The 18,610-nt window shown below is 70.8% G+C and carries 15 protein-coding genes and 1 pseudogene; 12 read left to right on the forward strand and 4 right to left on the reverse strand.

What is annotated here, in order from left to right:
- Positions 1–132: 132 nt before the first annotated feature.
- From FHR82_RS42820 to FHR82_RS42835, 4 genes are all read left to right on the forward strand, one after another.
- Complete coding sequence (locus FHR82_RS42820; protein WP_184816430.1) at positions 133–957, forward strand: crotonase/enoyl-CoA hydratase family protein; 825 nt, start codon at positions 133–135, stop codon at positions 955–957.
- Positions 958–970: 13 nt separating this feature from the next.
- Complete coding sequence (locus FHR82_RS42825; protein WP_184816431.1) at positions 971–2,680, forward strand: AMP-binding protein; 1,710 nt, start codon at positions 971–973, stop codon at positions 2,678–2,680.
- A gap of 120 nt (positions 2,681–2,800) precedes the next feature.
- Complete coding sequence (locus FHR82_RS42830) at positions 2,801–4,336, forward strand: MFS transporter (RefSeq protein ID WP_184816432.1); 1,536 nt, start codon at positions 2,801–2,803, stop codon at positions 4,334–4,336.
- Complete coding sequence (locus tag FHR82_RS42835) at positions 4,317–4,919, forward strand: TetR/AcrR family transcriptional regulator (protein ID WP_184816433.1); 603 nt, start codon at positions 4,317–4,319, stop codon at positions 4,917–4,919. Before FHR82_RS42830 ends, FHR82_RS42835 begins: the two co-directional genes overlap by 20 nt.
- Positions 4,920–5,050: 131 nt before the next feature.
- Here the strand turns inward: FHR82_RS42835 and FHR82_RS42840 are convergent.
- Positions 5,051–5,191 (reverse strand): annotated as a pseudogene (locus FHR82_RS42840) (DoxX family protein); the annotation flags it as partial.
- Positions 5,188–6,525 (reverse strand): hypothetical protein, encoded by a 1,338-nt coding sequence (locus FHR82_RS42845; protein ID WP_184816434.1) that lies wholly within the window; start codon positions 6,523–6,525, stop codon positions 5,188–5,190. The gene FHR82_RS42845 and the pseudogene FHR82_RS42840, both read right to left, overlap by 4 nt.
- A gap of 145 nt (positions 6,526–6,670) precedes the next feature.
- On the opposite strand from FHR82_RS42845, the gene FHR82_RS42850 reads away from it, so the two are divergent.
- The 6 genes from FHR82_RS42850 to FHR82_RS42875 all read left to right on the forward strand — a co-directional run bounded on the left by FHR82_RS42850 (position 6,671) and on the right by FHR82_RS42875 (position 13,658).
- Complete coding sequence (locus FHR82_RS42850; RefSeq protein ID WP_184816435.1) at positions 6,671–7,087, forward strand: DUF1801 domain-containing protein; 417 nt, start codon at positions 6,671–6,673, stop codon at positions 7,085–7,087.
- A gap of 422 nt (positions 7,088–7,509) precedes the next feature.
- The gene (locus FHR82_RS42855) at positions 7,510–9,090 is read left to right on the forward strand and encodes an AAA family ATPase (RefSeq protein WP_221464993.1); all 1,581 of its coding nucleotides are present in this window, start codon (positions 7,510–7,512) and stop codon (positions 9,088–9,090) included.
- Entirely contained in the window at positions 9,069–10,058 is a 990-nt protein-coding gene (locus FHR82_RS42860; RefSeq protein WP_184816436.1) for a serine/threonine-protein kinase, read from the forward strand. The genes FHR82_RS42855 and FHR82_RS42860 overlap by 22 nt, the downstream gene beginning before the upstream one ends.
- Positions 10,058–11,740 carry a VWA domain-containing protein gene (locus FHR82_RS42865; protein ID WP_184816437.1) on the forward strand — a complete coding sequence of 561 codons (1,683 nt, stop codon included), beginning with the start codon at positions 10,058–10,060 and terminating at the stop codon, positions 11,738–11,740. Before FHR82_RS42860 ends, FHR82_RS42865 begins: the two co-directional genes overlap by 1 nt.
- On the forward strand, positions 11,737–12,288 hold the full coding sequence (locus FHR82_RS42870) for a hypothetical protein (RefSeq protein WP_184816438.1): 552 nt from the start codon (positions 11,737–11,739) through the stop codon (positions 12,286–12,288). The genes FHR82_RS42865 and FHR82_RS42870 overlap by 4 nt, the downstream gene beginning before the upstream one ends.
- Positions 12,285–13,658: an AMP-binding protein gene (locus tag FHR82_RS42875; protein WP_184816439.1), complete on the forward strand. Its 1,374-nt coding sequence runs from the start codon at positions 12,285–12,287 to the stop codon at positions 13,656–13,658. The genes FHR82_RS42870 and FHR82_RS42875 overlap by 4 nt, the downstream gene beginning before the upstream one ends.
- Positions 13,659–13,919: 261 nt before the next feature.
- Here the strand turns inward: FHR82_RS42875 and uvrB are convergent, their stop codons facing one another.
- The gene (gene uvrB / locus FHR82_RS42880) at positions 13,920–16,052 is read right to left on the reverse strand and encodes an excinuclease ABC subunit UvrB (RefSeq protein ID WP_376706497.1); all 2,133 of its coding nucleotides are present in this window, start codon (positions 16,050–16,052) and stop codon (positions 13,920–13,922) included.
- 66 nt (positions 16,053–16,118) lie between these two features.
- Complete coding sequence (locus tag FHR82_RS42885; RefSeq protein WP_184816440.1) at positions 16,119–17,252, reverse strand: DUF5685 family protein; 1,134 nt, start codon at positions 17,250–17,252, stop codon at positions 16,119–16,121.
- Between the two features lie 91 nt (positions 17,253–17,343).
- On the opposite strand from FHR82_RS42885, the gene FHR82_RS42890 reads away from it, so the two are divergent.
- Complete coding sequence (locus FHR82_RS42890; RefSeq protein WP_311771559.1) at positions 17,344–17,850, forward strand: DUF402 domain-containing protein; 507 nt, start codon at positions 17,344–17,346, stop codon at positions 17,848–17,850.
- Between the two features lie 142 nt (positions 17,851–17,992).
- Positions 17,993–18,511, forward strand: a complete 519-nt coding sequence (locus FHR82_RS42895; RefSeq protein ID WP_184816442.1) for a ribonuclease FAU-1 family protein — start codon at positions 17,993–17,995, stop codon at positions 18,509–18,511.
- Positions 18,512–18,610: the final 99 nt, after the last annotated feature.

Here is an 18,610-nt window from a genome sequence, read left to right on the forward strand (position 1 = left end):
GCTCGATCCGGACGGTAACGCCCATGTCGGCTCAGACTGCCAAACCCCGGCCGACACGATCGGGCGAACTCGGTGCGCTGGTAGGACATACTGCGAGTAAGAATCAGGCCGACTGAACGGGTGAGGGGCCGCATGACCGACAACCTTGTATCGCTCAAGGTCGACCTCAGCGACGGCGTCGCCGAGGTGACGCTGCTCGGCCCTGGCAAGGGCAACGCCATGGGACCCGACTTCTGGCGCGAGCTGCCGGAGGTCTTCGGGGAGCTGGACCGCGACGAGGCTGTGCGGGCGGTCGTGCTCACCGGCAGCGGCAGGAACTTCTCCTACGGCCTGGACCTGCCCGCCATGTCGGGCAGCTGGGCACCCATGCTCGGCGAGAAGTCGCTCGCGAAGCCGCGCACCGACTTCCTCGACGAGGTCCGCTCGCTGCAGCGGTCGGTGACGGCGATCGCCGCGTGCCGCAAGCCGGTGGTCGCGGCGGTCAGCGGGTGGTGCATCGGCGGCGGGCTGGACGTGATCGCGGCGGCCGACATCCGGCTGGCGAGCGCCGACGCCAAGTTCAGCGTCCGCGAGGTCAAGGTCGCGATCGTCGCGGACCTCGGCAGCCTCCAGCGGCTGGCCGGCATCGTCGGCGAGGGGCACCTGCGCGAGCTGGCGTACACCGGCAAGGACGTCGACGCGGCCCGCGCCGAGAAGATCGGCCTGGTCAACGACGTGTACCCGGACCAGGAGGCGGTGCTGGCCGCGGCCAGGGAGCTGGCGGCCGACATCGCGGCGAACCCGCCGCTGGTGGTCCAGGGCGTGAAGGACGTGCTCGGCCACCGGCGGGAGGCCGAGGTCGCCGAGGGTTTGCGGTACGTGGCCGCGTGGAACGCGGCGTTCCTGCCGAGTGAGGATCTTGGTGAGGCGGTAGCCGCCTTCCTGGAGCGGCGGGCACCGAAGTTCAACGGAAGGTAGGAGGGCACCGAAGGTGAGCAGCGCAGCCACCGAGAAGTTCCGTGCGGCACGGGACTTCCTGCTGGAGCACCGGACGGACTACCTCCGCGCGAGCGCGGAGTTCGAATGGCCGAACCTGACCGAGTTCAACTGGGCCATCGACTGGTTCGACGCGGTGGCCGCGAGCGAACCCACCGCGTCGAGACTCGCGCTGTGGATCGTCGAGGAGGACGGCAGCGAGCTCAGGTGGACCTTCGCGGACGTCTCCCGCAGGTCGAACCAGGTGGCGAACTGGCTGCGCGCGAACGGTGTGCGGCGCGGCGACCGGCTCATCCTCATGCTCGGCAACCAGGGCGAGCTGTGGCTCACGATCCTCGCGGCCATGAAGCTCGGCGCGGTGCTGATCCCGGCGTCGACGCTGCTGGGTGCGGCCGACCTGCGGGACCGTGTGGACCGCGGTGGGGCGGCGCACGTGGTGGTGCGCTCGGCCGACACGGAGAAGTTCGCCGACGTGCCCGGGCAATACACCCGTATCGCGGTGGGTGAAGCGGTCGACGGCTGGCTGGACTTCGCCGACGCGGACGGTTCGTCCGCCGACTTCACGCAGGACGCGGCGACGAACGCCGACGACACTCTGTTGCTGTACTTCACCTCCGGCACGACCGCGCGGCCGAAGCTGGTGCAGCACACGCACGTCTCCTACCCGGTCGGCCATCTGTCCACGATGTACTGGATCGGCCTCGAGCCGGGCGACGTGCACCTCAACATCTCCTCGCCGGGCTGGGCGAAGCACGCGTGGAGCAACGTGTTCGCGCCGTGGAACGCCGAGGCGACCGTCTTCATCCACAACTACGACCGCTTCGACGCGGTCGAGCTGATGAACGTGATGGACCGCTGCGGTGTCACGTCGTTCTGCGCGCCGCCGACGGTGTGGCGGATGCTGATCCAGGCGGACCTGACGGTGCTGAAGACGCCGCCGCGCAAGGTGGTCGGCGCGGGTGAGCCGCTCAATCCCGAGGTGATCGAGCAGGTCAGCAAGTCGTGGGGGGTGACGATCCGCGACGGCTTCGGGCAGACCGAGACGTCGGTGCAAGTGGCGAACACGCCGGGCCAGCCGGTGAAGCCGGGCTCGATGGGCCGCGCGCTGCCGGGGTTCGGCATCGCGCTGGTCGGCGCGACCGGGGCGCCGAGCGACGAGGGCGAGATCTGCATCGACCTGTCGCGCAGGCCGGTCGGCCTGATGGTGGGCTACGCGGACGACGACGAGCGCACGGCCGAGGCGATGCGCGACGGCTTCTACCACACCGGTGACGTCGGCTCCCGCGACGCGGAGGGCTACATCACCTACGTCGGCCGCGCGGACGACGTGTTCAAGGCGTCCGACTACCGCATCTCGCCGTTCGAGCTGGAGAGCGTGCTGATCGAGCACGAGGCGGTGGCCGAGGCGGCGGTGGTCCCGTCGCCGGACCCGATCCGGCTCGCGGTGCCGAAGGCGTACGTGGTGCTCGCGGCGGGCCACTCCCCCGACGCCGACACGGCACGGTCGATCCTCGCGTTCGCGCGCGAGAACCTGGCCCCCTACAAGCGGATCCGCCGCCTCGAGTTCACCGAACTGCCGAAGACTATCTCCGGCAAGATCCGCCGCGTCGAGTTGCGCGGCCGCGAGCGCGAGGTCCACGCGGACCCGCTGGCCGCGGTGACGGGCGAGTTCCGCGAGGAGGACTTCCCCGACCTGCGTTCCTGAGCAGCACGAATCGCGCGACCCCCGAGGCCTCCCAGCTCGGGGGTCGCGCGCTTTTGTGCTGGTCAACTCTTATCTGACAGTCTACTCTCATTTCAGTGTCTACTACTGAAACGAGGAGCTATGGCTGGGGTACGTAGGTGGTGGGCGCTGGGGGCGCTCAGCCTCGTGGTGCTCGCGGTCGCGCTGCCGGCGACGATCCTGTCCGTCGCGCTGCCGACGCTCGCACCGGCGCTGGGCGCGGACGCGTCCGAGCTGCAGTGGTTCGTGTCCGCGTACACGCTCGTGCTGGCCGCCGGTGTGCTGCCTGGCGGACTGCTCGGCGACCGGTTCGGCCGCAAGAAGGTGCTGGTCCTCGCGCTGCTGATCTACGCGGTGGGGTCGGTGCTGGCGGCGACCGCGAAGAACCCGGCGATGTTCATCGCCGCGCAGGCGGTGCTCGGACTGGGTGCCGCGTTCGTGATCCCGCTGGTCCTGTCCGGGCTCGCGGTCATGTTCACCGCGGAGGAACGGCCACGCGCGGTCGGCATCTGGGCCGCGGCGAACTTCCTCGCGCTGCCGCTGGGGCCGATCGTCGGCGGCTGGGTGCTGTCGAACCTGTGGTGGGGCTGGGTCTTCCTGATGAACCTGCCGGTTCTGGCGCTCGCGCTGGTCGCGGTCATGGTGCTGCTGCCGGAGTCCCGCAGCCCTCGGCGGCCCTCGCTCGACCCGTTCGGCATCGCGACCTCCAGCACCGGGCTCGCCGTGCTCACGTTCGGCATGGTGAAGGCGGGCCAGGACGGCTGGGACTCGGCCGGGTCGCTCGGCGGCATCATCGGCGGGCTCGTGCTCCTCGCCGCGTTCGGGTGGTGGGAGAAGGCGCGCGGCACGCGTGCGCTCATCGACCTGACCTTGTTCGCCAACAAGCGTTTCCTGTGGGGCACGATCATCGCCGGGCTCGGCACCTTCGCGTTCTTCGGCATGCTGTTCGCGGCGCCGCAGTACTTCCAGGCCGTCCTCGGCACCGACGCGATGGGCAGTGGCGTGCGGCTGCTCCCACTGCTCGGCGGCATGATGGTCGGCGCGGGCGGCGCGGACCGGCTCGCCGCGCGGGTGGGCGCGAAGATCACCGTCACGCTCGGGTTCCTGATCCTCATCGGCGCGCTCGTCGTCCTCACCGCCACCACCGCGACCAGCGGCTACGGCCTCGCGGCCACCTGGCTGGCACTCGGCGGGCTCGGTGCGGGGCTCGCACTCGCGACCGCGGCGAGCGCGGCGCTCTCGGCCATCACCGAGGACCGCGCCGGGGTGGCGTCGGCGCTGAACCAGGCCGTGCAGAAGCTCGGCGGTCCGCTCGCCGCGGCGATCCTCGGCAGCGTGCTCAACGCGGGCTACGCCGACAATCTCACTCTCACCGGCCTGCCCGCGCAGGCGGCGGACGCGGTGCGGGACAGCGTGTTCGCGGGTGTCGCGGTCGCCGACCAGCTGGGCTCGGCCGCGTTGCTCACCGAGGTGCGTACCGCGTTCGTCGACGGGCTGGTCCAGCTCGCGTGGGTGGGCGCCGCGGTCACCGTGGCAGGCGTGGTGCTGACGCTGCTGTTCCTCCCGGCCCGTGCCACCCGGGTCGCCGCGACCGCGCCCGAACCAGCAGAATCGGGTCATGACGTCGCCATCCGCTAGCAGTACCGGCGGGCTGCGTGAGCGCAAGAAGGCGAAGACCAAGGCCGCCATCCAGCGCCACGCGGTCCGCCTGTTCACCGAGCAGGGTTTCGCCGCGACGACGGTGGAGCAGATCGCGGAGGCGGCCGAGGTGTCGCCGAGCACCGTGTTCCGCTACTTCCCCACCAAGGAAGAACTGGTCGTGTTCGACCCGTACGACCCGGTGATCTTCGCGGAGTTCCAGCGCCAGCCGCCCGAGCTGAGCCTGGTCCAGGCGTGGCGGCACGCGCTGCGGGGTTCCTTCGCGAACATGACCGAGGACGAGATCACCGGTCAGCTCGAACGCGGGCGGCTGGTGCTGTCGGTGCCCGAACTGTGGGGTGCCACCCTCAACGACACCCGGAACTCGCTCGAGATCATGATGAACCTGAGCGCGGAGCGGGTCGGCAGGTCCGCGGAGGACCCGGAACTGCGGGCCACGGTGGGCGCCTTCTTCGGCGTGCTGCTGACCGCGGCGCTGGACTGGGTACGTACCGAGGACCGCCTCGTCCTGGCCAAGCTCGACGAAGCGCTGGCCTTCCTGGACAGCGGGCTGCTGCGGTAGGACACCCGCATGGGGTGCTCCGCCGGTGGCGGACTGCCCCGGGTGTCACAGGTCCGCGAACCGGCCACGCCCGTGGCCCACGGCAGGAGCACGCCGAGCACCCCGGCCAGCTCGGACACCCCGGCGACCCGCATGAACGGCAGCGGCACGATCTTCGCGGCCGTCTGCCCGGTCTCGATCATCCGGTCCCGGCTCTGCGTCGACTTCAGCACACCGGACAACGTGAAGATCGCCGCGAGCAGCCCCTGCCCGATCCACAACGTGATGTTCATGCCCGGTGGACGAGACGACCACCCGATGCGTGACGACGCGCGGTGAACACCGCCGCGACCACGAGCGCCGCGGCGGCCACCAGCAAAGCGGCCACGACGCCACCGTCTGCGGCGCCGCCGGTGGCGACGAGCGGCACGGCGAGGTACATGGCGAACGCGGCGGCGACCACGAGCGGAGCCGATGGCCGCCACCCGGTGGACACGGCCAACGCCATCACCAGCACGAGCACCACGACCTCCGGCCGCACGTCCGCGAGCGCCACCGCACCGAGCGCCACCGCACCGACGGCCTGCCCGGCAGGTGCCGTCTTCCGCCAGAACGCGAACACCACCGCCACCGCACCGATGACGAGTACGGACACCAACGGGTCGAGTGGCGAGACCCGCAACGCGAGGAAGGCGGCGGCCGCGAACACCGGTGGCGTCGGATGCCGGAGGAGGAGCGGCAGGGCCAGGAGCGCGAGCAGGCCTGCGACGTGCCCGGCCCCGAGTCCGACGAGCGCGACGACGGCGAGCGCGGGCCCGGCGGGTGCGGGCAGCCAGTGGCCGAGCGCGCCTGCGACCAGCACCGTGACGATGACGAGCCACCCGTACGGCAACTGCAGGGCGATCGCGACAAGCCCACCGGCGGCGACGACAGCGGCCCCGGCGGCGGCGTGCGCGGGCCGGGTGCCACGCAGTGCGGGCAACCGGGTGACCGTGGTTCGGACCCTGGGCACCCGAATGGCGACCAGCGCCACGACAACGACGACGGCGAGCGGCCAGGCGTGCGCGGGCGCGGGCACGACGAGAACGGCGGCAGCGAGCAACCCGGTGACAAGATCACGCCGCACCGCGGCGATCATCAGCAGTACCGCGGCACTCGCCGCCGCCACAACGGAAGGCTGCGCCAGGAGGGCCACACCCGCCGCGGCCCCGGCGAGGTCCCCCCACCAGGCCCGCTCGTCCGCGAACACCACGACGAGGGTGAGCACCGCGGCCAGCACGAGGCTGTCGGGAAGCGCGAGAGCGATGAGCACGCCGGCGCCGGAGAGCCAGATCCTCGGCCCGGTGGCAGCGAGCGCGAGCAGCACGAGTGCGGGCAGCCCGTAACGGAGGGCGTCGGTGGTGGCGGTGCTGCCGAACAACCCGGCCCCGAACGCGACAAGACCCGTGCCCACGGTGACGACGTCCGCGTCGGGGAGGAACGCGACCCCGGCCCCCACCGCGACCACGGCGACCGCCACCAGCACCCGGGCGAGGCCGTCGTCGAGCGCGGCGAACCCGAGAACCACCGCCCCGCCGAACACGAAGGCGGCAGCCACGACGAGCAGCGGCGCGAAGGACCGGGTCACCAACCCGTTCTAACGCACCGGGAGCCGGCGGGCACGATCAGGACGGACGCCATGAGCCGCGCGCCGGATGTCATCCGCCGCCGTGATGAAGGATGATGATCCAGAACCTGGTCGAAGCCGGCCTGACCGTGCTCCCGGAGGAACGATGGACCACGTGACCGACCCGCGCGTCGACGACTACATCGACCGGCTGCCGGAGTGGCAGCAGCGGATCTGCCACGAGGTCCGCGCCCTGGTGCACGAAGCGGACCCGGCGGTCGAGGAGACGATCAAGCGCACGGTCCAGCCGTACTTCGTGCTCCAGGGCAACGTGTGCGCTCTGCTGGCGGCGAAGACCCACGTGAACGTCTTCGTCTACGACGGCGCGATGGTCCCCGACCCGGACGGCATCATCACGGCGGGTCACGACAACAAGACCGCCAGGACGGTGTCGTTCCGGGAGGGCGAGCAGATCAACAAGCCCGCGCTGCTGGCCATGTTCCGCCAGATCATCGCCAACAACAAGGCAGGCGGCTGGCGCAAGCTCCAACAGGAAGGCCTGCCGAACGCCCCGGTCGACTGACTGTCAGGCCGCCGCGGCCGCGCCGGCACGTCGGACCAGTCCCGGTGACCACGCACCCAGCACCACAGCACGCACGGCGTACCAGGCGACCGTCCCCACCAGACACGCGGTGATCAGCACGGATCCATGCCCAGTCCTGAACCGGGGGCCCACCAGGAGCGGCACGGCGGTGTTGACGCCCCCTTCGACGACATGCCCCCACACAGCCCGGCGCGCCGGTGGCCAGCCTTCACCCGAACTCGAGTTCCAGTGGTCGTCGAACACGCTCGGCTGGGACACCCGCCATGTCCGGCTACCGGCAGGCACCGACAAACCGGGTGTGAGCCGGGTTCCTGTGGACAACTCCTCCTGCTGTGGACAACCCACCCCCGGGACCGGGTAATTCGCTGTGGGCGTCGGTGCGGTTGGGCATGATGTGCCTCGTGGAAGCTCCTCCAGCCGCATACCGGCAGGTCTCGCAGGCGCCGACCCTCCCGGGTGGCGCCCCGCACGAACCTGACTTCGACGTCGCCGCCCTCTACGAGACACCCCTCGGCACGGGCCCGGCGCCGGGGTCGCTGCCGCTCGACGAGAAGCTCCGCCAGGCGTACTTCTGGATCGTCAACCACGCGATCATCAGCCCGCACTACGACATGGAGTTCTCCGACGGGCCGTCGCCGTCGGTGACGCTCGGCGACAGCAAGGCCCGCCTCACCCTGCCCAGCGGTCAGAGCTACTCCAGCTTCGTCCTCATCCCCTTGCTGACGTTCGCCGTCCGGCGGCGGTGTCTGCTCGTCGGCGGGCCGGGTCGCGGCAAGACCGCCAGCGCGATCCTCATGGGCGTCCTCGCCGGCTACCCGCTGCGCGAGGTGCGGCGCGCCATGCAGCACGGGCACCCGCAGCTCACGATCTCCGACCTGCTCGGCACGCCGCTCCCGGCCGACCTGATCAAGGCCGAACGCGCCGCGGACATCGACATCGCGTGGCGCAGCTGGCTGTCCATGCGCGTGAAGATCATCGACGAGTACAACCGCATCCCGACCCGCACGCAGTCCGCGCTGCTCACGCTCATGTCGGACGGGTACGCGGAGGTCTTCGACCAGATCTACGAGGCAAGCGACTCCGCCTGGTACCTCACCGCCAACGACGACGCGGGCGGCGGCACCTACCAGGTCATCGAGGCGCTCCGGGACCGCATCGACGTGGTCGTGCACGCGCTCGCGTTCAACTCCCGCTTCCTCGGCGAGCTGGTCGCCCGCGTCGAGCAGCGGCTGCGGCCCGAGGAGCTGGTGCCGCCGGAGATCGTGTTCTCGCAGGCCGAGCACGACCGCATGTCGAGCGAGATCCTGCGGGTCCGCCTGCCCGACACGGTGCGCCGCCGCCTCGAGTTCTTCACCGCGCAGTTCGAGCTGCTCGAACCAGCCGGCGAGCAGTTCGAGTACCGCACGAAGGACACCGCGAAGCTCGCCGGCGTCGAGCCGCACCTGCTGGCCGCGGGCGAGACCGGGCGCGACCGCATCGCCGACATCGGCGCCCAGACCACCGGCGGGCTGTCGGTCCGCGCGCTGCAGAGCGTGCTGCACTACGCGAAGGCGCTCGCCTACTTCCGCGACCGCGACGAGGTCGGGCTCGACGACCTGCGCGCGGTCCTCCCCTACGTGCTGCACGACAAGCTGGACGCCGACGACACGAACCCCGCCTTCGACGAGCCGGGTGCCCAGGCGTACCGGACCGACCGGGTCAGCTGGATCCGGCACCTGTTCGACCGCGCGTGCGCCGAGTACGACCGGCTCGACCTGGACGTGGCCGACCCGGTCGGTGCGCTGCTCGCCGAGTTCGCCGACGGCCTCGACGGGCTCGACGAGCAGACCGTCACCGGCAGGCTCGCGAAGATCGAGGCGCTGCTCACCGAGTGGAGCTCCGGCCGCAAGCTGTACGGCCACGTGTACGACGACGCGCTCGCGCTCAAGTACCTGCACCAGCGGTACGTCAACTACCGGACGTGGTTGAGGTGGAAGCGCTGAACCAGTTCCACACCATCCTGGCCGCGCGCCGGGAGCGGTACAACCAGCAGTTCCGCCTCGCGCGGCACCACACCCGGGCACTGGACCCGCAGGAGTTCCTCACGCACCTGCGGGACGTGATCGGGCCGATCGTCGACGCCGTGCACCACGACCCCGAGCCGGTGTGCGACGCGCTGGTGGAGCTGTCGCTCGCGCTCGCGGCCCGCGGCAGGCTGGGTTCGTCCGGCGCGGTCGCGGACGGGCTGCGGCGGTTCCTGCCCTCGGTCCCCGGCCTGGTCGCCGCCGAGCCGCGCAGGCTGCCGGTCGCGGTCGTGAACGCCCTGCACCACCTGGACGTCTCCCCCACCGGCGACCCCGGCGGCTGGCTCGACACCATGCACGAGCTGAGCCAGCACACCGCAAACGTTTCCGAGCTGCTGGACGCGGGCGCGGTCGCCGCGTGGCGGCGCGGGCTCGCCCAACTGCGTTCTTCCGCGCTGCGGACCGCGCGCCGGCTGCCCGTCCCGCTGGTGCGGCTCGCGCTCGGCACGTCGTCCACTGTGGACCTCGAACGGCTGGCCGAGGACCCGTGGCTCGACCCCGGCAGCACCGGCCGCGACTCGGCGGTCCTGCTGCTGGCTCGGCGGGTCGGCGGCTTCCGCGGGTTCGGCGGCACGTTCCGCCGCCCGCCCACGGTGTCCACCTCGGACGGGCGGTGGTACGCGACCGACGGCGAGGACGCGTGGCGGGTCTACGCGGACCGGTTCGGCGTGAGCCTCGGCCGGGTCGCGGCGATGCCGGACGAACCCGGTGACGTCGGTCCGCTCGTGCTGAAGGCGGGCGGCGTGGTCACCGACACGTCCACCGGCGCGGCGCTGGAGCTGCCGGAGCTGGCCGGCGCGACGAGCTGGGCCAGCGCGGGCGGCACACTGGCGGCGACCACGCCGTGGACGCACGGCATCCTGTTCGTGGCGCGGACGGTCGGCTGATGGACCTCGAGCGGACGTGGCGGACGCACTGGCCGGACGCACTGCGGGCGTGGGGCCCGTTCATCAACCTGCACGACCCGAGGATGTTCGCGTCCACAGCGAACGCCGAGGAGGCGGGGCTCACGGGCTCGTTCGCCGCGTTCTCGCTGTTCGACCGCCAGGTGATGATCGACCTCGACGCGGTCGTGCGGCTCGGCCTGCAGGACCTGCCACTGGAGGTGCTCGCGCACGAGGTCGGCCACCACGTGCTGTGCCCGGCGGACCTCGCCGACCAGGGCAGGCTGCTCGCGCGGGTCCGCAGAGGGCTGCCCGGGCTGGAGCAGCACGCGGGGATGATCCAGAACATGTACGCGGACCTGCTGATCAACGACCGGCTGCTGCGCAGCAGAGGTCTGCGGATGGCGGAGGTGTACCAGCGGGTCCGCGGCTCGACGGATCCACTGTGGACGTTCTACCAGCGGATCTTCGAGATCCTGTGGGCGTTGCCGGGCGGCACGCTCGCCGCGGGTGAGGTCGACGCGGCGATGGAAGGCGACGCCCAGCTCGGCGCGAAGCTGGCGCGGGTGTACGCGACCGACTGGCTCGGCGGTGCCGGCGGGTTCGCCGCGCTGTGCCTGCGGTACCTGGAGCAGTCGGTCGAGGAGGCCACCGAACGGATGCGGCGGCTGCTGTGCGTGGGCGTGCTCGACGCCGACGCGCACATCCCCGGGCTCACGAGCCTCGACGATGGCGAGATCCTGCACCCGGCGCTGGACCCGAAGGTGAACGAGTACGCGGCCGAGCCGGACCCCGGCAAGGACAGCCCGCCGTCCGGCGGCCAGTACCGCCAGCCGTTCGACTACGGCCAGCTGCTGCGGCAGCTCGGGCTCGACATCTCGGCGCAGGAGGCGGCCGCGCGCTACTACCGCGAACGGGCGCTGCCCCACCTGGTGCGGTTCCCGGTGCGGACCACGCCGTTGTCGACCGAGCCGCTGCCGGAGGGGCACGGCCAGTGGGACGTCGGCGAGCCGGTCGAGGCGGTGGACTGGCTCGCGACCACGCTGCGGTCGCCGGTGGTGGTACCCGGTGTGACGACCGTGCAGCGCATCGCGGGCACGGTCGAGGGTGACCGCCGGGACAAGCAGCCGGTCGACCTGGACATCTACGTGGACTCGTCGGGCTCGATCCCCAACCCGGCAAGGTACGAGTCGAACCTGGCGCTGGCGGGCGCGATCCTCGCGCTCTCGGCGCTGCGGGTCGGCGCGCGGGTGCAGGCGACGCTGTGGAGCGGCACCCGCCAGTTCACCACCACCGACGGTTTCGTCCGCGACGAGCGTGCCGTGCTGTCCATCATGACCGGCTACTTCGGTGGTGCGACGGCGTTTCCGCTGCACGTGCTGCGTGACACGTACCGCGACCGCGACCGCCCGACCCACATCGTCGTGATCTCCGACGACGGTGTCGACACGATGTTCACACCGGCCGACGAACACGGCACACCGGGTTCGCGGATCTCGTCGACCGCGTTGGACGCAGCGGGCGCGGGCGGCACCCTGTTGTTGCTGCTGCGCTCGGAGCGGGAACGCGAACGCATCGCCGCGCTGGCACCGGGCTGGGACGTGCGCAAGGTGACGAGCTGGCACGAGCTGGTCGACTTCGCGACCGCGTTCAGCAGGCGAACGTACGAGAGGAGCGAACGGTGACCGACGTGGCCGTCGCACAGCTGACGCGCAGACTCGCCGACACCCCACCGGACTTCCTGGCCGACCCGGCGACGGTGGCGGTGCCCGCGGTGGTGTCGGACGTGCTGCTCATGGCAGGCGGCACGGCACTGGACGCGGCGGCCGCGGCACCGTTCGAGGCGAACGGGCCTCGCTGGCAGCGCCTGGTGCTGGTGGCGTGCTGGCTGCTGACCGACCCGTCGCTGCGCGCGTCCGACCCGGCGGCGCTGAAGAGCTGGCTGACGGACCCCGCCCTGGCCAAGCTGTCACAGCTGGTGGACCCGCAGCGTTTCACCCAGGACCCGGACCGCCGCGAGGAACTGGCCCGCCTGACGCTGCGCGCACTGTCACTCCGGCCCGCGAACGAGACCCCGGCACAGTCGGCGGACCGTCTGTCCACAGTGGACAGCGTGCGACGGCAGGAGGTCCTGGTGGCGGCGAAGGAAGCGGAGGAACGAGCCGCCGCGGTCCGCAAGGCGATGGAAGAGCAGCGCGCCAAGGAAGCGGCGGCGAGGTACAGCCAGGTATGAGCAGGCACGTGGACTACCCGGTCGCCGACTACGAACCCATGGCGGCGACCGCGCTCACCGACGACGAGCGCTGGCCGCTGATGACGCCCGCGGCCGAGGCGATGCTGACGCGCCTGCGCACGCACCCGTCGGCACCCCGGTACAACCACGCGTGCGGCGACCGGCTCACCGCGAAGGCCAGGGACAGCCTGGTCGCGTACCGCACGCAGCTGGCGGACGGCTTCCCAGCACCGGACTGGATCATGCCGCTGGTGGAACGCGTGTACCGGACGGTGCCGCGCTACCGGCGCGGCCCGGCGCCCGCGTCGCTGACAGAGGTCCCGACGACCGACCGCCACGACCTGCTGTCCCACGCGGAAGCCCATGTGCCCGAGGACGCGGACCTGTCGGACCTGATCGTGTACCGGACCTCCGGGTCGCGGGGCCCGGCGGCGACGGTGCCGATGACGCCGGAGTTCTGCGCGCTCGACCTGCCGGTGATGCAGTACCTGCTGTCGGAGCTGGGGGTTCCCCTGCGCAGCGGCGCGTCCCGGGTGTCGCTGGTGAACGTGTACGACCAGCCGGTGGCGTACCAGTTCGCGTCGGTGTCGTCCTATTTGGATGGTGCCGGGGTGGTGAAGGTGAACCTGCACGAGTCCGGCTGGCGCACCCCTGATGACAGGGTGGCGTTCCTCGACGCCTGCGCCCCGGAGTTGTACACGGGCAACCCGATCTCCCTGGCGAAGCTGGCTGAACTGCCGCTGACCACGCGCCCGGCGGCGGTACTGAGCGGCGCGATGGCCCTTGGCGAGGGCCTGCGGTCGACGTTGGCCGCGCGCTTCGACTGCCCGGTAGTGGACCTGTACGGGATCACGGAGGCAGGCCTGGTGGCGTGGCGCCCGGACAACGGTCCGCACCGCCTGCTGCCCAGACGACTGCACGTGGAGATCCTGTCCCCGGCCGGCGAGCCGTGCCCGCCGGGCGAACGCGGCGAGATCACGGTGACGTGCGGCGAGAACCCGCTGCTTCCCCTGCTCCGGTACCGGACCGGCGACCACGCCGCACTGTCCTTCGTGGCTGGTGAGCCGGTGCTGACCGGCCTGGAGGGCAGGGACCCGGTGAGGTACCGTGCGGCGAGCGGCCGGTGGGTGAACTCGATCGAGCTGACGCACGTGCTGTCCCCCCTCGATCTCGTCGCGTGGCAACTGCACCAGGACGAACAGGGTGCGGTGACGGTGGAGACACATGGCGGTGCGGCCACCGAGGAGGTGGTGGCGGCGGTGCGCGGGTTGCTCGGTCAGATCCCGATCACGGTGAAGCCAGGGAACCTGGCCCGGGACACCAAACCCCAGCGCTATTCGTCCGCCTTGGCGGGTGCACTGGTTTCGTGACCGGGCGGCGGTCCGCGACCGGCCTGCCCCCCCAGCTCGATCCCCCAACCGCAGTCACCGCCACCCGGCCCGACCTCGCGCACCTGCCGCGGGGCACCGAGAAACCACTCGAGACCCGGAGCGCGGCATGACCACCCGAACGGCTGCGAGGTCGTCGAGACCGACGCGACCGGGGTCCTGGGTGTCATTGGCACGCCGGGTGGGCACGGTGACCAACCGAGATCAGCCGATCGACACCTGCCCACCCGCGGCCCAGCCGGATCACTTCACGCCGGCGGCGTCCATCCCCCGCAGCTCCTTCTTCAGATCAGCGATCTCGTCCCGCAACCGGGCAGCCAGCTCGAACTGCAGGTCCCGGGCAGCGTTCATCATCTGGTCCGTCAGCTGCTGCACCAGATCGGCCAGTTCGGAACGCGCCATCGAGCCGACGTTCTCCTTCACGTACACGCCCGAGGAACGGCCGCCCGGCTCGCCGGCGGCCCGGCGGCCTCGGGAGGCGTTGCGGCCTGAACCGCCGATGGGGACCTCGTCGCCTTCCTGGGCTTCTGTGTAGACGCGGTCCAGGATGTCGGCGATCTTCTTGCGCAGCGGCTGGGGGTCGAGGCCTCGTTCTTCGTTGTACGCGGTCTGCTTGGCGCGCCTGCGGTTCGTCTCGTCGATCGCGTGTCGCATCGAGTCGGTGATCCGGTCCGCGTACATGTGGACCTGGCCGGACACGTTTCGGGCGGCTCGGCCGATGGTCTGCACCAGGCTCGTGCCCGAGCGGAGGAAGCCTTCCTTGTCCGCGTCCAGGATCGATACCAGCGAGACTTCCGGGAGGTCCAGGCCTTCTCGCAGCAGGTTGATGCCCACCAGTACGTCGAACTCGCCAAGGCGCAGCTGGCGGAGTAGTTCCACGCGGCGCAGCGTGTCCACTTCGGAGTGCAGGTAGCGGACTCGGATGCCGAGTTCGAGCAGGTAGTCCGTCAGGTCTTCCGCCATCTTCTTCGTCAGCGTGGTGACCAGGACACGTTCGTCGCGTTCGGCTCGGACCCGGATCTCGTGCACCAGGTCGTCGATCTGGCCCTCGGTGGGTTTGACGATCACCTCGGGGTCGATCAGACCCGTGGGGCGGATGACCTGCTCCACGAACTCGCCGCCGGCCTGGCCCATCTCGTACGGGCCCGGCGTCGCGGACAGGTACACCGTCTGCCCGATGCGGTCCTGGAACTCCTCCCACGTCAGCGGACGGTTGTCCATCGCGCTCGGGAGGCGGAAGCCGTGCTCCACCAGGGTTCGCTTGCGGGACATGTCGCCCTCGTACATGCCGCCGACCTGCGGGACCGTCACGTGGGACTCGTCGATGACCAGCAGGAAGTCTTCCGGGAAGTAGTCGATCAGTGTCGCGGGCGCGGTGCCGGCGTCGCGCCAGTCGATGTGCCGCGAGTAGTTCTCGATGCCGGAGCAGAAGCCGACCTGGCGCATCATCTCGATGTCGTACTGGGTGCGCATGCGCAGCCGCTGCGCCTCCAGCAGCTTGCCCTGCTTCTCCATCTTCGCGAGTTGCTGCTCCAGCTCCGCCTCGATGCCCTTGATCGCGCGCTCCATGCGCTCCGGGCCCGCGACGTAGTGCGTCGCCGGGGAGATGCGGACCTTGTCCACCTGCTTGACGATGTCGCCGGTGAGCGGGTGCAGGAAGTACAGCGCCTCGACCTCGTCGCCGAAGAACTCGATGCGGACCGCGAGCTCCTCGTACGCCGGGATGATCTCCAGCGTGTCGCCGCGGACGCGGAACGTGCCGCGGGTGAACGACACGTCGTTGCGGGTGTACTGCACGTCGACCAGCGCACGCAGCAGCGTGTCGCGGTCGATCTCCTCCCCGACCTTCAGCGCGATCGTCCGGTCGAGGTACTCCTGCGGGCTGCCGAGGCCGTAGATGCACGACACCGACGCCACCACGATCACGTCGCGCCGCGACAGCAGGCTCCACGTCGCGGAGTGCCGCAGCCGCTCGACGTCCTCGTTGATCGACGAGTCCTTCTCGATGTAGGTGTCCGTCTGCGGGACGTACGCCTCCGGCTGGTAGTAGTCGTAGTAGCTGACGAAGTACTCGACCGCGTTGTCCGGGAAGAACCCCCGCAGCTCGTTGGCCAGCTGGGCCGCGAGGGTCTTGTTCGGCGCGATCAGCAGCGTCGGCCGCTGCAGCCGTTCGATCAGCCACGCCGTGGTCGCCGACTTGCCGGTGCCGGTGGCGCCGAGCAGGACGATGTCCTTCTCGCCCACCTGGACCCGGCGCTCGAGCTCGTCGATCGCCGCGGGCTGGTCACCAGCGGGCTGGTAGTCGCTGACCATGCGGAACTGCCCGTCGGTGCGGGGGATGTCACCGATGGGCCGGAACTCGGAGCTAGCAGTCACGATTGCCACGGAAACAGGCTACGCCGGGGCACCGACAGTTTTCGTTCGCCCTGGTCAGGGGCGGTTTCAGCCGCAGTCGCAGCAGCAGTCGCAGTCACAGCCGTCGCCCTTGCCGCTCCGGCCGCAGCAGTCACAGCAGTCGCAGCAGTCGCAGTCGCAGGTGCCGTGCGGTTCGCCCGACCACGGCCCCGGCCACGGGTCGCGGCAGCAGTACTGGCAGGTGCAGCACTGCCACATGGCGATCCCACAGCCCGCGAACGCCCCGCGCCTGCGAGCCGGTACCCGGAACTTCGGCAGCCACAGCCCACCGCCCTTGCCGTCGTACACGTCACCATGGCCGGGATCCTTGTGCTTGTGCCCGAACGCGCGGATGACCGCCTGCTCCAGCTCGTGCACCAGCAGCGCGTGCACGAGCCGGCTGTCCCGGAACGACACGTCCGCGAGCGCCAGCCGCACCCCGAGCACCGCGTCGTCGCACAGCCGCCGCGCCTCCTCGAGCGAGGTCCCGGTCGCGGTCAGCGGGTTCCACACGCCTGACCCGGTGTCCTCTTCGAGGTCCTCCACCGCGTCCACGAGGTGCACGACGCGCCCGAACAGCCTGCCGACCTCCCGCAGCGGCACGACGTTCTCCGGCCTGCCCGCCAATGCAGCCGTATGGGCACACGCCTCCGCGGTCGCCGTCTCCGTCGGCTCCGTGACCAGCAACAGGTCGCCGGGACCGGCGGCAGCCTCGACCGATGTCTGCCTGCCGACCGCGTCGAGCAATACACCGGTATCGAAACCGACCCCGCGCCCGGACGCGCCACCCTGCCGCGCCCACCGCGTCGCCACGAGCCGCGCGGCACCGGCGACGGGCTGCCTGCCGAACGCACCGTCCCCGTCGTCGACGTGGTCGCGCACCTTCGCCGCCGCCAGCACCAGCGACGCGGCGGCCGCCAGCCGGGCCCCCGCCCCGACCGACACCTCCGCGGACCGCATGCCCCGCAACGGACAGGGACCCGCGACCCGGCGGGGCTCACCGGCCTGCGCCTGCGCGTCGACGAGCGCCGAGATGATCAGTCCGTCGTAGTTGGTCGCCGCACGGCTGAGCTGTCCGTGCTCGTCGCGGAGCGCGAGGCAGAGCCCGCACAGGTGCGCCCACCACGAGGTGCGCAGCGACGCGGAAAGCCGGTGACGGCAAGGCCTGATGATCCCGAACACGTGGCGAGGCTAACGACCGGACGATCATCGGATGGCCGCTTCCGCCAGAGTTGCCTGCGAAATTGCGGGACGGGCCTGGCACCCTGGTCCCGTGACCGACCTGCACCCGCCGAAGATCGAACTGTTCGACGTCGCCGCGATGACCAACACGGACAACAAGGGGTTCGTGCGCGCGGTCGACAGGTACGAGACCACCGAGTTCGGCCTGTACATGGCGCGGCCGATCGTCGGCCACCCCGATCTCGCGTACATGCGCACGTGGCTGCTCCCCGAGCAGGGCCTGCGGGTCAGCCGCTGGGTCCCGCACCCGGGCATGCGCCTGGACCACGACGTCTACATCGACATCGCCGACGTCGAGAAGGGTCCGGTCTGGCGCACCACCGACCTCTACCTGGACATCCTCGTGTTCGACCACGAGAGCCTCGGTGTGCACGACATCGACGAGATCCTCGAGGCGCAGACCGCAGGGCTCCTCGACCCGGTGACCGTCCAACGCGCGTTCGAGCGGACCTTCGCCGCCGTCGAGGGCATCTCGGCCGCCGGTTACGACGTCGAGGAGTGGTTGGGCATCCCGCTGACCTGGGGCGACGACGCTTAGCGAGAGATCCACTCCCGGTCAACGGTTACTTCACGTCCGGATAGTGGGTTCACCGGATCGGTATCTCTCCGCGCACGAGACGTGACATAACGAATCAAACCCGTGGGTCACGTACCGCATGCTGACGACTACCCTTCGACGCGTGGGCACGGCGATCACCCCTCAGCTTGTCGACGTCGTCGACACCTTCACCGCGTCGCGAACGTACTCGTCGGGCACGACCCGACATCTGCGGACGTGCCAGGTGGAACGCTGGGGCCTGCGCACCGAGTGCCCCACGCCGGAGGACCCGTTCCACGACTCCGAGGTGACGTGGCTGATGCCGACGCTCAACCTCCGGCTCACCTGCCAGCGCCCGCGTTCCCGCCACGCGAAGGCGGGGCCGAGCGTGCTCACCGCGGTCCGCGCGACCAGCGACGGCCGGTACTGGAAGACCACCGACCTGCTGCTCGGCCTCGAGACGCCGTCCGGCCAGCGGGCACGGATCGTGCGGTCCGAGGAGTTCGCCGCCGCGGTCGCGGGCCGGGTCCTGCTCGTCGGCGACGCCGACCTCGCGCTCTGCACGGTGCACAAGACGCTCGAGGAGTTCAGCCAGTTCCGGCACGACCTGTCCGGGTGGCTGGCACACAAGCACATCTTCGACGTCTGGCCGCCCTACTGATCGGGGGTCCACCGATCGGTTGATCGGCGGACCCACCTTCGTGTCCCCACCGGTGGCCACGCGGTCGATCCGGGGAAGCCCATGGTCACGGCACGCTTC

This window comes from Actinophytocola algeriensis (assembly GCF_014203735.1).
GTDB lineage: Bacteria > Actinomycetota > Actinomycetes > Mycobacteriales > Pseudonocardiaceae > Actinophytocola > Actinophytocola algeriensis.

What these genes read in the sequence shown, in the direction of transcription:
- FHR82_RS42875 (WP_184816439.1), top strand. Translation starts at nt 12,285, where the DNA reads ATGAGCAGGCACGTGGACTACCCGGTCGCCGACTACGAACCCATGGCG.
- FHR82_RS42830 (WP_184816432.1), top strand. Translation starts at nt 2,801, where the DNA reads ATGGCTGGGGTACGTAGGTGGTGGGCGCTGGGGGCGCTCAGCCTCGTG.
- FHR82_RS42865 (WP_184816437.1), top strand. Translation starts at nt 10,058, where the DNA reads ATGGACCTCGAGCGGACGTGGCGGACGCACTGGCCGGACGCACTGCGG.
- FHR82_RS42835 (WP_184816433.1), top strand. Translation starts at nt 4,317, where the DNA reads ATGACGTCGCCATCCGCTAGCAGTACCGGCGGGCTGCGTGAGCGCAAG.
- FHR82_RS42820 (WP_184816430.1), top strand. Translation starts at nt 133, where the DNA reads ATGACCGACAACCTTGTATCGCTCAAGGTCGACCTCAGCGACGGCGTC.
- FHR82_RS42850 (WP_184816435.1), top strand. Translation starts at nt 6,671, where the DNA reads ATGGACCACGTGACCGACCCGCGCGTCGACGACTACATCGACCGGCTG.